Raw genomic sequence first — 14,256 nt, 5'->3', positions numbered from 1 at the left:
CGCCGATCGCAATGATCGACGGGCGGCTCGGGCGGCGGCACGGGCGGCACCGGGCGGTTGCTGTTACCGGGCGCCAGCCGCGGCGGGTTCGGCTGCGCCGGCGTCGGTGTCGTCGGCGGCTGCCGGCTTGCGCAGCTTGGCGCCTTCGACGTCGACGTCGGGCAAGATGCGGTCCAGCCAGCGCGGGAGCCACCAGGCCTTGCGTCCGAGCAGGTACATGACGGCCGGAACGATCGTCATGCGCACCACGAACGCGTCCACCAGCACGCCGAACGCCATGGCGAAGCCCATCGGCCGGACCATGTTCAGGTGCGAGAACACGAAGCCGGAGAACACGCTGACCATGATGATCGCGGCCGCGGTGACCACAGCCGCCGCGTGGCTGAAGCCGGAGCGGACCGCGTGCTTGGCCGTTTCGCCGTGCATGTACGCCTCGCGCATGCCGGAGGCGATGAAGACCTGGTAGTCCATGGCCAGGCCGAACAGCACACCGATCAGGATGATGGGCAGGAAGCTCAGCACGGCCCCGGGGTTCTCCACACCGAAGACGGTGCCCAGCCAGCCCCACTGGTACACCGCGACCACCCCGCCGAACGCGGCGGCGAGGGAGAGCAGGAAGCCGCCTGTCGCCAGCAGCGGAACCACGATCGAGCGGAAGACGAGCAGCAGCAGGATCAGGGAGAGTCCGACGACGATCGCCAGGTACGGCGGCAGGGCGTCGCCTAGCTTGGTGGATACGTCGACGTTGCCGGCGGTCTGGCCGGTGAGGCCGATCCCGACGCCGGTGGAGTCCTGGATCCGGCTCTTTTCGGCACGCAGATCGGAGACCACCTGGACGGTGCTGGCGCTGGCCGGCCCCTCCTTCGGGATGACCTGGAATACGGCGGTCCGGCGGTCGTCGCTGAGCGCCAGCGGCACGGCGGCCGCAACGTTGTCCGTCTTGCGCAGGATGTCCGCGACGTCCAGCTGCTTGGCCTGGGCGTCGGCGGTGCTGAGGCCGGCGGGGAAGTCGCCGACCACGATGATCGGGCCGGTCATGCCCTCGCCGAAGCTGCGCTTGGTGACGTCGTAGGCCTTGAAAGCCGTGGAGGCGACAGGCTCGGAACTGGCATCCGGCAGCGCAAGCCGGAGCTGGCTGGCGGGCAGGGCCACCACGCCCAGCAGCACCACGCCGGCCACCAGCGAGAGCCAGGGGTGCCGGGTGACGACGCCGCCCCAGCCGTGGCTGCTGCGGTATTCGTCCCGGGCACGGTCCTCGGCGTCGTGGCCGGGAGCGGCGTTGTGCCGCTCCGCCTTGGCCCAGGCCCGCTTCGACACCAGCTTGCGGCCCACCAGGGACAGCACGGCCGGCGTCAGGGTCAGGGCCACGACGACGGCGACGGCCACCGTGGCGGCGGCGGAGAGGCCCATCACGGCCAGGAAGGGCAGCCCCGGAACCACCAGGGCGGCGAGGGCAATGATCACCGTGAGGCCGGCGAAGAGCACCGCGTTGCCGGAGGTGCCCGTGGCGAGGGCCACGGATTCCTCGGGATCCATGCCGGCGAGCAGCTGGCCGCGGTGCCGGTTGACGATGAACAGGGAGTAGTCGATGCCGACGGCCAGGCCCAGCATGAGGGCCAGCATCGGGGAGATCGAGCTCATGTCGACGGCGCCGCTCAGCGCGAAGGTACCGCCGACGCCGACCGCCACGCCGACGATCGCCATCAGCAGCGGGAGCCCAGCGGCCACGAGGGTACCGAGCATGATGATCAGCACCAGCGCGGCGACGGCGATGCCGATGATCTCAGCGGTGCCGAAGATCTCGGAGATGTCTTCGCTGATTTCCTTGCTGGGCAGGGCCGTCACGTTGGCGGCGGAAACCTCTTTGACGATGTCCTGGACCTGCTGCCGCACCTCCGGCTTGAGGCCGTTGATCGAGGTCTTGAACTGCACCTGGGCGATGGCGGCCTTGCCGTCCTCGGAGACAAAGCGCAGCCCCTTCGAAGCATCGAGCTGGCGCTTGCCGAGGGCCAGCTTGGCATCGCCGGCCTTGAGTTCCTTTGTCCCGGCGTCGAGCTTTGCCTGCCCGGCAGCCAAAGCCGCCTTCTGCTGGCCCAACTGGGCCTCGATCGCCGCGGGGGGCAGGCCGGCGGCCGCCATCTGCTTCTCGGCATCGGCCAATTGGGCCTTGCCGTCGGCGAGCTGCGCCGCGGCCTTGTCCAGCTGGGCCTTGCCGGCGGCGGCCTTCTGCTCTCCGGCCGCCAGGTCGGTGACGGCCTTGTCCAGCTGCGCCTGGGTGGCGAAGGGGTCCACGGTGCCCTGCACGTCGGGGAGGGTCTTCAGCTTGGCCAGGGAAGCGGACACCGCGTCCTTGCCGGCCTGGCTGAACTGGGCATCGTTGGCTTCAAAGACGATGCTCGCGGAACCACCCGAGGAGGACGGGAGCTCCTGCTTGAGCTTGTCCGCCATCTGCTGGGTCTCGGTGCCCGGGATCTGGAAATTGTTGGACAGGGTGCCGTGGAATGCCGCTGCGGCACCGCCCACGGCCACCATCACGGCAAGCCAGAGCGAGATGACGAGCCAGCGGTGGCGGTAGGAGAACTTGCCGAGTCGATAGAGCAAAAGAGCCATGTCAGGACCGATCTGGGGAAGGGGCGGCGGTTGGGTTGGCGGCCGGGGCGGCTGCGGGAGTGGCAAATCCTGAGCCCAGCAGGCTCATGGAATCAATCAGTAGCTGGCGCAAAGTCGAAAGCGATTCCGCGGAGAGGGAGCCTGAGCATCGGGCAAACCAGACATCCATGGCTGCTTTGCCGCAGTAGATGACGGAGCCGGCAAGGGCACGCAGATACAGTTCGTCGATTTCGACGTCGGAGCCCCGGGCGAAGCGCTCGCGGGCGGCGTCGATGATCTCGATAGTGCAGTGGTCCCACGCTTCGAGCTCGGAGCGGTTGAGCTGCGGGTTCGACTGGCCAAGGCTGTAGAGCTCGGCCAGCGGCGCCACCGTCATCGGATCGGCGAGTTCGACCAGGGCGGCCCGGGCGGATTCCAGGATGGGCTCGCCGGCCGGGCGGAGGCGGAATTGCTGGAGCGCCTTGTCCAGGAAGCCGTGCGTTACCGAGGCGATGGCCGCTTCGGTGCTGCCGAAGTAGTTGAAGAAGGTCCTCCGTGAGATTCCGGCGGATTCGGCGATGTCCTCGACGGTGAAGTTGCCCGGCCCCTTGGCGCGGAGCAGGCCAAGCGCGGCGTCGGTGATCGCTTGCCGGGTGGCGGCCTTGTTCAGCTCGCGCCGCGAAGGCGCCGTGCCGCCGTCGTCGGGGCCGGTAAGTGGAGTGGGCATGGCCTTACACTATGTGCATCTTTGCACTCCGGGCAAGTTTATGGCCCTCCAGCGGCACCCTCCCTGCGCGTGCCCGTCAATTGGATCGATTGGCCCGTCGCGCCGGGTTCGCCGTCGCCCAGCGGGATCGCAAACACCGCCGTGCCGTAGGCGCAGATTTCCGTCCAGTTATTGGCCATGTGGGCCGTGTCGAACCGCATCGCGACGATCGCGTTGGCACCGCGCTGCGCTGCCTCGGCGACCATCCGCGCCATCACCTCCTGGCGGCTCTCGTAAAGCACCTCGGTGAGTTCGCGCAGCTCGCCTCCGGCTATGGAACGAAATCCGGCCACGAGCTGGGCGCCGACATCCCGCGACCGGACGGTCAGTCCCATGACCTCGCCGAAGACGGCGTCGATCCGATGGCCGGGAATGTCGTTCGACGTGACGATCAGCATGACCCGAGCCTAGCCACTTTGCGCCCGCGGACAACGGAAAATCGGCCCGGAATCTTTCACAGCAAGATGAAAGGTTGCGAACAGGCCCTGCCGAGCCTGTCGCTGCAGACTGAAGGCACGTCTTGAAAAGACAGCGCAGCAAGTACAGAACCGAGCCGTCGCCGCACGGCAGATCCAGGAGGCAACACATGTCACGTACCAAGAGAATCACGCTCGGCGTTTCCGCCACGGCCCTCGCCCTGGGCGCCGGCATCGGGCTGGCCGGCATGGCTTCCGCCACCACGACGCCGACCCCCACCCCCAGCGCCAGCTCCAGCGCTAGCGCCTCACCGGACGGCAGCAACGCACCGGGCGACGACATGGGCATGCGCGGCGGGCACGGCCACGGCGGCGAACGCGGCTTCGGCGGTGCGAGGGCCTCCGAGCTGGCCACCAAGCTGGGCGTCGACGAAGCCAAGCTCACCGAGGCACTCAAAGCCTTCCGCGACGCCCACAAGCCGACCACGCCGCCGGCGGAAGGCACCCGGCCGGACCGAACGGCCATGGAGGCGGAGCTGGCCAAGTCCCTCGCCTCATCGCTCGGCATCGACGAGGCCAAGGTCACCGCGGCCCTGACCGAGCTCCGCACGGCCGAACAGAGCGAACGCGCCGCGGCGCTGAAGACCAGGCTGGACAAGGCCGTCAGCGACGGCACCCTGACCCAAGCCGAGGCCGACGCGGTGACCAAGGCCGTTGAGAAGGGCGTCATCGGCGGAGGCGGCCGCTAGGGCGCGCAGCAGTACTAAGGCCAAAAAAGTAGTCCCCGGGAGGTGAATCCCGGGGACTACTTTTGCGACGCGTGGTGCTCAGGCCTTCGTGCCGGCCAGTTCGCGTCCGGCGGCAGCCGGGGCATCGTCGGCGTGAGCGCCGGCGTCGGCGTCGTGAGCGCCGGTCAGGGCGTCGTCGGCGGCTACGAGGTCGTCGCTGAACGGGTCACCGTTGCGCGGGGCGTTGTAGAGCGATTCGTCCAGGATGCCCTGGCGCTTGGCCACGATCGTGGGGACCAGGGCCTGCCCGGCCACGTTGACGGCGGTGCGGCCCATGTCGAGGATCGGGTCGATCGCCAGCAGGAGGCCGACGCCGGCCAGCGGCAGTCCCAGCGTGGAGAGCGTCAGGGTCAGCATCACGACGGCGCCGGTGGTGCCTGCGGTCGCGGCGGAACCCAGCACGGAGACGAGGGCGATCAGCAGGTACTGGCTGAAGTCCAGCTGGATGCCGAAGAACTGGGCCACGAAGATGGCGGACACGGCCGGGTAGATCGCTGCACAGCCGTCCATCTTGGTGGTGGCGCCCAGCGGCACCGCGAAGGAGGCGTAAGCGCGGGGCACGCCCAGGGAACGTTCGGTCACGCGCTGGGTCAGCGGCAGGGTGCCCACCGAGGAACGGGACACGAATGCCAGCTGCACCGCCGGCCAGACGCCGGAGAAGTACTGCTTGATGGACAGGCCGTGGGTGCGGACCAGGATCGGGTAGACGACGAACAGTACGAGGGCCAGGCCGACGTAGATGGCGACGGCGAACTTGCCGAGCGAGCCGATGGTGTCCCAGCCGTAGACGGCCACAGCGTTGCCGATCAGGCCCACGGTGCCCAGCGGGGCGATCCGGATGATCCACCAGAGGACCTTCTGGATCACGGCGAGGGCGGAGGCGTTGAGGGCCAGGAACGGCTCGGCGGCCTTGCCCACCTTCAGCGCGGCGATGCCGACGGCGATCGCGATCACGAGGATCTGCAGCACGTTGAAGCTCACGGCGGTGGTCGCTACGCCGTCGGTGACAGTGGTGCTGGCACCGAGGCCCAGGAAGTTCTTCGGGAAGAGGCCCACCAGGAAGGCCCACCAGTCACCGGACTTGCCGGTGTACTCGGCCTGCTTGGTGATGCCGGTGCCGGCTCCGGGCTGCAGCAGGACGCCCAGGCCGATGCCGATCAGCACCGCGATCAGCGAGGTGATCGCAAACCAGAGCAGCGTGTTCCAGGCCAGCCGGGCCGCGTTGGACACGGCGCGCAGGTTGGAGATGGAGCTGACGACGGCGGTGAAGATGAGGGGCACGACGGCGGTCTGCAGCAGCGAGACGTAGCTCGAGCCGATGGTCTGCAGCGTGGCGCCGAGGGCGTTGGGGTTCGCCTTGGTGCTGCCCGTGTACTTCGCGAGCAGGCCGAGGCCCAGGCCCACGATCAGGGCGGCGATGATCTGGAAGCCGAACGAGCCGGCCCATTTGGGCAGCTGGAAACCGGGCTTTCCTGCGGTTGCGGGGGTGCTTGTCTGAGTGGTCACCCGAATACGCTAGGACCGCCCCGGATATCACGGCGAACGAACATTGAGAAATGTTACGCGCTCGGGATTTACCGGCGCGCGCAAGAACCCCGCAAAGACGCCGAAAGACTGCCCGTTTGTGAAGTTATTCCAGCCCCAGATGTGGCGATTGTCTCGCCCGGGGCCTGGGGGAGCAGGCATCCTGCGCCGAGATGACAGTTCGCGGCAGTTTTTCCGAGGAACACTGCCGCGAACTGTCATTTCGCGAATGGCCCATGCAGTCAGCGGCGCGGCGGTCTTCCGGAAGCGTGCGTCTAAGCGAGGGACGAGCGAGCACGCGGAGGGAGGCGGCCGTGCCGCTGCACGGCCGCCCCCGCGTGTGGCCGCCTACCCCAGCAGCGCCCGCTTCAGGGTGTCCAACCCCACGGAGCCCATGTTGAGCGCCTTGGTGTGGAAGGCCTTGAGGTCGAAGCCCGGCCGGGTTTCGAGCTCGGCACGGATCTGCTCCCAGAGCCGCTGACCCACCTTGTACGACGGCGCCTGCCCCGGCCAGCCGAGGTAACGGGTAAACTCGAACTTCAGCTGGCCCTCGCTGATCGCAAGGTTCTGCTTCAGGAACTCGTACCCCAGGTCCGGAGTCCAGGTGCCCGACCCCCAACGCTCGGGCACCTCCAACTCCAGGTGCACGCCGATGTCGAACACCACCCGGGCCGCCCGCATGCGCTGCATGTCCAGCATGCCCATGTGGTCGCCCGGATCCTTCAAATAGCCGAGCTCCTGCATCAGCTTCTCGGCGTACAGCGCCCAGCCCTCGCCGTGGCCGGAGGTCCAGCAGACGTTGCGGCGCCACTTGTTCAGCAGCTCCCGGCGGTAGGTGGCGGTGGCGACCTGCAGGTGGTGGCCCGGCACACCCTCGTGGTAGACCGTGGTGGTCTCCGCCCAGGTGGTGAACGTGTCCTCGCCCGGCGGAACGGACCACCACATGCGGCCCGGCCGGCTGAAGTCGTCAGAGGGGCCGGTGTAGTAGATGCCGCCTTCCTGGGTAGGGGCGATCTTGCACTCGAGCGTCTTCATGGCCTCCGGGATGTCGAAGTGCACGCCGGCGAGGTCGGCCACAGCCTTGTCCGAGAGCTCCTGCATCCAAGCCCGGAGGGCGTCGGTGCCCTTGAGCTGGCGGGACGGGTCGTTGTTCAGGATTTCCTTGGCCTCTTCGATCGAGGCGCCGGGCTTGATCTCGTTGGCCACACGCTCCTGTTCGGCGATCAGGCGGTCGAGTTCCTGGACGCCCCAGGCGTAGGTCTCCTCAAGGTCCACGGTGGCGCCGAGGAAGGAGCGGGAGGCCAGGGCATAGCGCTCGCGGCCCACGGCGTCCTTCTCCGGGGCGGCCGGCAGCAGCTCGGACTCCAGGAAGCCGGCCAGCCGGGCGTAGGCCGCGCGGGCGGCGGCAGCCCCGGCGTCGAGCTTGGCCTGTACCTCTTCGGGCAGCGGACCCTCGGCGGTCTTGGCCTCGGCGGCCAGCTTGGCGAAGAAGCCGTCGTCCGCGGCGTGCTTGGTGGTCTGTTCGATCACGATCCGCACCTGGCGGGCGGCGGAGACCCGGCCGGCGTCCCGCGCGCTGCGCAGCGACTCGATGTAGCCGTCCAGGGCGGCCGGGACGTTGTGCGCGCGGCCCGCGATGTGGTCCCACTGGGCGGCGGTGTCGGACGGCATCAGGTCGAAGATCGCGCGGATCTCCTGGGCCGGGGAGGCGATGTTGTTCAGCTCCGCGAGGTCCCAGCCGGACTCGTGGATTTCCAGTTGCAGGCCGAGGCGTTCGCGCATCGCGTCGAGGGTGACGGCGTCGACGTCGTCGGCGGGCTCCAGTCCCTCCAGCGCGGCGAGGGCTTCGCGCGCCGCGGCGGCGAATTCCTCGTGTCCGGCGGGGGAGAAGTCCTGGTATTCCGTTTCGTGGCCGGGCAGGCCGAGTTCGGTGGCGAAGCTCGGGTTAAGCCGGATCAGGGTGTCCGTGAAGGCGTCGGCTACGGCGTCGATGGCGGTCTGCGGGCGCGCCGGAACCGGGGTGTCGGGCGTGCTGTTCTGAGTTGTTTCGGTAGTCACCCGAACGAGACTAGCCCGGCCGCGCCAGTTATGAAAGGGTTACTGAACTTTTCTTAGCCCCGGCTGCGTTTCCACGATCCAGGGCCCGGCTTCGGCGCGAGCTGCAGTTGCTGCCGCCGGATCCAGTGCCGCACGCCCGTCTTCTCCGGCGCCGCGGTCTCGCCGCTGCCGAGGGAGAGGACGACGGCGGTCAGCGCGGCGAGTTCCTCCGCCGTCGGTTCGCCCTTGACCACCGAGAGCAGCGGCTGCTCCGCCGGTGCCGGCTCCGAGCCGGTCACAGTGGGATGTTCCCGTGCTTCTTGGCGGGCAGGCTGGCGCGCTTGTCACGCAGGGCGCGCAGGCCCTTGACGATCTGCAGCCGCGTCTCGGACGGGGCAATGACAGCGTCCACGTAACCCAGTTGGGCGGCTTGGTACGGGTTCAGCAGCTCTTCCTCGTACTGCCGGATGACCTCGGCGCGCTTGGCCTCGACGTCGCCGCCAGCCTCCGCGACCGCGGCGAGTTCGCGGCGGTACAGGATGTTCACGGCGCCCTGGGCTCCCATCACGCCGATCTGCGCGGTGGGCCAGGCCAGGTTGAGGTCGGCGCCGAGCTTCTTGGAGCCCATCACGATGTAGGCGCCGCCGTAGGCCTTGCGGGTGATCACGGTCAGCTTCGGCACGGTGGCCTCGGCGTAGGCATAGAGCAGCTTGGCGCCGCGCCGGATGATGCCCTGGAACTCCTGGTCCTTGCCCGGCAGGAAGCCCGGCACGTCCACGAGGGTGATGATGGGGATGTTGAAGGCGTCGCAGTGCCGGACGAAGCGGGCGGCCTTTTCCGAGGCGGCGATGTCCAGGGTGCCGGCGAACTGCATCGGCTGGTTGGCCACGATGCCAACGGTGTGGCCCTCCACGCGGCCGTAGCCGATGATCACGTTCGGCGCGTAGAGCGACTGCATCTCGAGGAAGTGCGCGTCGTCGACGATCTGTTCGATCACTTTGCGCATGTCGTACGGCTGGTTGGCCGAGTCCGGGATGAGCACGTCGAGGGCGAGATCGTCCTCGTCGAGCTCGGGCTCCTGGCTGTGCTCCAGCACCGGGGCTTCGGCGAGGTTGTTCGACGGCAGGAAGTCCAGCAGTTCGCGGACGAATTCGACGGCGTCGGCCTCGTCGGCGGCCAGGTAGGTGGAGGTGCCGGTGTTGGCGTTGTGCTGCCGCGCGCCGCCGAGGGTCTCCATGTCCACGTCCTCGCCGGTGACGGTCTTGATCACGTCGGGGCCGGTGATGAACATGTGCGAGGTCTTGTCCACCATGACCACATAGTCAGTCAGGGCCGGGGAGTACGCCGCGCCGCCGGCGGAGGGGCCCATGATGAGCGAGATCTGCGGGACGACGCCGGAGGCGTGGACGTTGTTGCGGAAGATATCCGCGAACATGGCCAGGGAGGCGACGCCTTCCTGGATGCGGGCGCCGCCGCCGTCGAGGATGCCGACGACGGGGCAGCCGTTGCGGAGCGCGAACTCCTGGACCTTGACGATCTTCTCGCCGTTGACCTGGCTGAGGGAGCCGCCGTAGACGGAGAAATCCTGGCTGTAGACAGCGACGGGCCGGCCGTCGACGGTGCCGTAGCCGGAGACCAGGCCGTCGCCGAGCGGCTTCTTCTTCTCCATGCCGAACGCGGTGGAGCGGTGCACGGCAAGGGCGTCGAACTCCACGAAGGAACCGGCGTCGAGCAGCAGGTCGATGCGCTCGCGGGCGGTGTTCTTGCCGCGGGCGTGTTGCTTCTCGATTGCTTCCGGGCCGGAGGGCTGCTCGGCACGGGCCTGGCGGTCGCGGAAATCGGCAATCTTTCCCGCGGTCGTGGTCAGATCGTGGCTCATCAAGTGTCTCCGGCTCTGTCGTTCGCTGCTGTTCTTCGTGACGGCTGTCGCGGGCCCTTGTGGTGGCACTTAAGTGGATTCCACACAAAAACATGGCCGTGCTGGCAAGTCTAGTGACGGTATTCGCCCATGCCGCTGTAGAAACCCTACAATTTTCGGCCCGATCCCCGGCGGGGCCCGTACCTTCCCGCCCAGTTACCCGCGGCCTGATCCGGCGCGGCCCCCGGAAATCCGCGGCGGCGCGTCGCCGGAGGGTGGTCCGGCCCGGAGTAACCGGGGAGGAACGCACGCAAAGGTTGAAAGAAGGGATGTTACTCGTCAGTAACATCGGCTAAGGTGGGCCTATGACTTCAAGCAATGACGCTTCGGCTGCCTCACCGCAATCCCGCCCGGCCGGGCCGTACCAGGCCTCGGCATCCCTGGCGGGCCGCACCATCCTGATGTCCGGCGGCAGCCGCGGCATCGGCCTGGCGATTGCCCTGCGCGCCGCCCGGGACGGCGCCAACATCGTGCTGCTGGCCAAGACGGGCCAGCCGCACGCCAAACTCGAGGGCACGGTCTACTCCGCCGCCGAGCAGATCGAAGCCGCCGGGGGACAGGCGCTGCCGCTGGTTGGCGATGTGCGCAACGACGCCGACGTCGCCAGCGCGGTTGCCGCCGCGGTCGAACGCTTCGGCGGGATCGACATCGTGATCAACAACGCCTCCGCGATCGACCTTTCCAAGACCGACGCCGTGGACATGAAGCGCTACGACCTGATGCAGGACATCAACGTCCGCGGCACCTTCCTGCTGAGCAAGCTCGCCCTGCCCGCGCTGCGTGAATCCGCGGCCGGGCAGATCCTCACGCTCTCCCCGCCGCTGAACCTGGACCCGAAATGGGCGGGCATGCACCTGGCCTACACCATGGCCAAGTACGGGATGAGCCTGACCACCCTGGGCCTGGCCGAGGAACTCAAGGTGGACGGCATCAGCGTGAACTCACTCTGGCCCTGCACGCTGATCGACACCGCGGCGATCCGCAACATGCCCGGCGGCGAGCAGATTGTCCGCGGCGCGCGCGGCCCCGAAATCATGGCCGATGCCGCCCACGCCGTGCTGACCGCTAGCAACGCGATCCCGGCCTCGGGCAGTTGGAGCGGCAATTTCTACACCGACGAAGAGGTGCTGGCCGCGGCCGGCGTCACGGACTTCGCGCCGTACAGCCTGGGCGCGTCGGAAGACCAGCTGGTACCTGACATTTTCCTCTGAGTTTCCGGCGGCTTCCGGTGGTCCAGGAGCCGGCCGCGCCGCCGAAACTCCCCACCTTTGCCGGTTCGACGCCGGAATTCCGCGGCGATTCGCCCCGGCACGCCGACGTCGCGGTTCAAAGGTGGGGTGGTTCCGCGGTGGCCGGTCCGGCGCCGCGGAGGCGGTTACTCGGTAGGATTCAAGCATGGAAGCCGCGCAGGAGACACCGGACCGTCCACCCCTGGACCAGAGCGCCCTTGGTGACGCCGCGTTCCTCTCGGCCAACGGCATCCCGCAACTGACCGTAGTGGAGTCCACGGGCTCCACGAACGCGGACCTGCTGCGCGGCGTGAGCGTGGATCCCGGCGCCTGGCCCGACCTGTCCGTGCTCACGGCCGAGTACCAGAGCGCCGCCCGCGGCCGCCTGGACCGGCAGTGGGAGGCCCCGGCCCTCAGCTCCGTCTCCGTCTCGATCGTGCTCCGGCCGGTCAACGCGGAGGGCCGGCCGCTGCCCACCCAGAGCTTTTCCTGGCTCTCGCTGCTTGCCGCGCTCGCGCTGCGGGAGGCCCTGCTGGAAACCGCCGGGATCCCCGCCGAGCTCAAATGGCCCAACGATGTACTGGTCCGCGGCAAGAAGATTGCCGGCATCCTCGCCCAGCTGGGACCGATGGGCGACGGCGCCGTCCCGCCCGTGGTACTCGGTACCGGCCTCAACGTCACCCTCACTGAGGCCGAGCTTCCGGTACCCACGGCCACTTCGGTGCTGCTGGAGCACCCGGCAACAGTGGACCGGACCGCACTGCTGAAGAGCTACCTGTCCCGCTTCGCCACGCTCTACCGCAGCTTCTGCAACGCCGACGGCGACCCGGCCGCGGGAATGGCTGGCGGCCCGTCGCTGCACAAGAGGGTGGAGCATGTGCTGACCACCCTCGGCAAGCAGGTCCGGGCCCAGCTCCCCGGCGACCACGAGATCATCGGCCACGCCAGCCGGCTGGACGAGTACGGATCCCTGCTGGTGGTCGACGCCACCGGGCACGAGCACGTGGTGACCGCCGGTGACGTCGTCCACCTGCGTCCCTGGACCCCACCCGGCGAGGCCGGCGGCGAAAGCGGCTATGCGTAAGGAGCTCCTCCCGGGCGAGCAAGTGATTGTGATTACCCGCCCCCAGCCGCGGACACTGATCGCCCCGGCCCTGCTGTTCATCCTGGTTTCCGCCCTCACCGCCTTTGCCTGCGCCTGGATTGTGAAGGGCGGCCCGGCCAAACTCGTCCCGCTCGTCACCCCGGACTGGACGCCCTGGCTGATCGGCACCTGCCTGGCTCTCGCGGCCTGGCTGCTGCTTGCCTACTGCCTGCCTAAAGTGGTGACCTGGCACGCCAGCCGCTACACGCTGACCAGCCGGCGTTTTGTGGCCCGTTACGGCATGTTGCGGCGTCGTGACCAGCAGGTTCCACTGGCCGCGGTCCGTAATGTGTTCATCGAACAGACCCTGATCCAACGGGCCCTGCGCTCGGGGAATATATCCTTGGATACCGGGTACCCCTCCAGCACGGTGATTCCGGACGTCCCCGAGGTCATGACGTTCCGGAACTTCATCCTCGACGCGATAGACGAACTTCCGGAGGGTGAACTGCTTGAGGCCGACGACACGATGCACGGTTCCGGCGAATGGCCCTTGGACATGAGAGAAGGTGGAAGAGATGAACGCTGAGAACGTGCACCCCGACACCGGACTCCTGGCCGCGGAGCCTTCGTACGTGCCTGAGGCGGTCCTCGACGCTTCCTCCCTCGAAGCCGCGGTGCTGGATTCCCTCGCCACGTCCGAGCCGGAAGACCCGAACGACGCCGGCGCTGCCGCTTCCGACGCCGACGCCGACCCTTCCGACGACGACGCCGACCCCTCCAACGACGCCGACCCCTCCGGCCCGGACCTCGTCGACGAGCCCTCGGCTGCCCCTCCCACCGGCACCATGTCCGCGGAACGCCTCGCCGCCAAGGCCCTCGAGCAGCGGCTGCTCGGCGGCGAGCGAAAGCTGCGCCGCCGCGAGGTGGCCGCCGGTGCAGGGCTGTCCCTGCTGTCCGCGCGGAAACTCTGGCGCGCCCTCGGCTTCCCCAACCTCGGCGATGAGGACGTGGCCTTCACCGAACGGGACCAGACCGCGCTGAACACGATTGTGGACCTGGTCCGCAGCCGCAAACTCACCGAGGAAGCCGCCATCTCCGTCACCCGTGCCATCGGCCAGATGACCGACCGCATGGTGGTCTGGCAGATCGAGGCCCTGGTCGAGGACATGGTGCACCAGCAGGGAGTCACGGACGCCGTGGCCCGCAAGCGGCTGGTCAGCGAACTGCCCTCCCTGGTGGACGCGCTCGAGGAAATGCTGGTCTACTCCTGGCGCCGGCAGCTCAACGCCGGGGTGCAGCGCCTCGCGGTGCGGGCCGAGGCCGGCCTGGCCTCCAGCGAGGAAGGCCGCGAAGGTGACGAGGACGACGCCCCGCTGCCGCTTGCCCGCGCCGTCGGCTTCGCGGATCTGGTCTCCTACACCAGCCTGTCCCGCCGGATGAACGAAAAGACGCTCGCGCAGCTGGTGCAGCGCTTTGAAAACAAGTGTGCCGAGATCATTTCGGTCGGCGGCGGCCGGCTCGTGAAGACGGTCGGCGATGAAGTCCTCTACATCGCCGAAACCCCTGCTGCCGGGGCGGAGATCTCGCTGGCGCTCTCGCAGGCCTTCAATGAGGACGAGATCCTGCCCCAGGCCCGCGTCGCGATGGTGTGGGGCCGCATCCTCTCGCGGCTTGGAGACATTTACGGGCCCACCGTGAACCTGGCCGCCCGCCTCACGGCACTGGCCGATCCGGGCACCGTGCTGGTGGACTCGATGACGGCCGCCGCCCTGGAGCACGACGAACGCTTCGTGCTGCTTCCCCGCGACGCGGAGAACGTGCGCGGCTTCGGCGAAATCCACCCCGTGGAACTGCAGCGGGGCAGCGGAAAGGGCCTGGTCCTGGACTAAGGACCACGGAAGC

The 14,256-nt window shown here is 68.4% G+C and carries 12 protein-coding genes; 5 read left to right on the top strand and 7 right to left on the bottom strand.

Translation table 11 applies throughout. The features are described from left to right. Window positions 1-63: 63 nt before the first annotated feature. From AC1DNC_RS06460 to AC1DNC_RS06450, 3 genes are read right to left on the bottom strand one after another with little or no spacing between them, the layout of a single operon-like run. Window positions 64-2,610, bottom strand: coding sequence for an MMPL family transporter (locus AC1DNC_RS06460; protein ID WP_476861736.1), 2,547 nt, complete (start codon window positions 2,608-2,610; stop codon window positions 64-66). A gap of 1 nt (window position 2,611) precedes the next feature. Then, window positions 2,612-3,316, bottom strand: a complete 705-nt coding sequence (locus tag AC1DNC_RS06455) for a TetR/AcrR family transcriptional regulator (RefSeq protein ID WP_476861735.1) — start codon at window positions 3,314-3,316, stop codon at window positions 2,612-2,614. 38 nt (window positions 3,317-3,354) lie between these two features. Continuing rightward, window positions 3,355-3,753, bottom strand: a complete 399-nt coding sequence (locus tag AC1DNC_RS06450; RefSeq protein WP_476861734.1) for a YbjQ family protein — start codon at window positions 3,751-3,753, stop codon at window positions 3,355-3,357. Window positions 3,754-3,941: 188 nt separating this feature from the next. Here AC1DNC_RS06450 and AC1DNC_RS06445 point away from each other — a divergent pair, with 188 nt between their 5' ends. After that, window positions 3,942-4,520 carry a hypothetical protein gene (locus AC1DNC_RS06445; protein WP_476861733.1) on the top strand — a complete coding sequence of 193 codons (579 nt, stop codon included), beginning with the start codon at window positions 3,942-3,944 and terminating at the stop codon, window positions 4,518-4,520. 78 nt (window positions 4,521-4,598) lie between these two features. Here AC1DNC_RS06445 and AC1DNC_RS06440 read toward each other — a convergent pair whose 3' ends face one another. The 4 genes from AC1DNC_RS06440 to AC1DNC_RS06425 form a co-directional block, all read right to left on the bottom strand. Beyond that, window positions 4,599-6,065: a dicarboxylate/amino acid:cation symporter gene (locus AC1DNC_RS06440; RefSeq protein ID WP_476861732.1), complete on the bottom strand. Its 1,467-nt coding sequence runs from the start codon at window positions 6,063-6,065 to the stop codon at window positions 4,599-4,601. Between the two features lie 366 nt (window positions 6,066-6,431). Further along, window positions 6,432-8,141: a DUF885 domain-containing protein gene (locus tag AC1DNC_RS06435; RefSeq protein ID WP_476861731.1), complete on the bottom strand. Its 1,710-nt coding sequence runs from the start codon at window positions 8,139-8,141 to the stop codon at window positions 6,432-6,434. 53 nt (window positions 8,142-8,194) lie between these two features. After that, window positions 8,195-8,419 carry an acyl-CoA carboxylase subunit epsilon gene (locus AC1DNC_RS06430; protein WP_476861730.1) on the bottom strand — a complete coding sequence of 75 codons (225 nt, stop codon included), beginning with the start codon at window positions 8,417-8,419 and terminating at the stop codon, window positions 8,195-8,197. After that, window positions 8,416-9,999: an acyl-CoA carboxylase subunit beta gene (locus tag AC1DNC_RS06425; RefSeq protein WP_476861729.1), complete on the bottom strand. Its 1,584-nt coding sequence runs from the start codon at window positions 9,997-9,999 to the stop codon at window positions 8,416-8,418. The genes AC1DNC_RS06430 and AC1DNC_RS06425 overlap by 4 nt, the downstream gene beginning before the upstream one ends. A 344-nt stretch (window positions 10,000-10,343) precedes the next feature. Here AC1DNC_RS06425 and AC1DNC_RS06420 point away from each other — a divergent pair, with 344 nt between their 5' ends. The 4 genes from AC1DNC_RS06420 to AC1DNC_RS06405 all read left to right on the top strand — a co-directional run bounded on the left by AC1DNC_RS06420 (window position 10,344) and on the right by AC1DNC_RS06405 (window position 14,243). Beyond that, a complete protein-coding gene (locus AC1DNC_RS06420; protein WP_476861728.1) occupies window positions 10,344-11,249 on the top strand; it encodes an SDR family oxidoreductase in 906 nt (301 codons plus the stop codon). 184 nt (window positions 11,250-11,433) lie between these two features. Beyond that, entirely contained in the window at window positions 11,434-12,351 is a 918-nt protein-coding gene (locus AC1DNC_RS06415) for a biotin--[acetyl-CoA-carboxylase] ligase (protein WP_476861727.1), read from the top strand. After that, window positions 12,344-12,940, top strand: coding sequence for a PH domain-containing protein (locus AC1DNC_RS06410; RefSeq protein WP_476861726.1), 597 nt, complete (start codon window positions 12,344-12,346; stop codon window positions 12,938-12,940). The genes AC1DNC_RS06415 and AC1DNC_RS06410 overlap by 8 nt, the downstream gene beginning before the upstream one ends. Then, window positions 12,930-14,243, top strand: coding sequence for an adenylate/guanylate cyclase domain-containing protein (locus AC1DNC_RS06405; RefSeq protein WP_476861725.1), 1,314 nt, complete (start codon window positions 12,930-12,932; stop codon window positions 14,241-14,243). The genes AC1DNC_RS06410 and AC1DNC_RS06405 overlap by 11 nt, the downstream gene beginning before the upstream one ends. The last annotated feature ends 13 nt before the right edge of the window (window positions 14,244-14,256 follow it).

This window comes from Arthrobacter sp. 01N442 (assembly GCF_056399345.1).
Note: the sequence above shows the minus strand (reverse complement) of the source record. Positions and strands in the feature narration are given on the sequence as shown.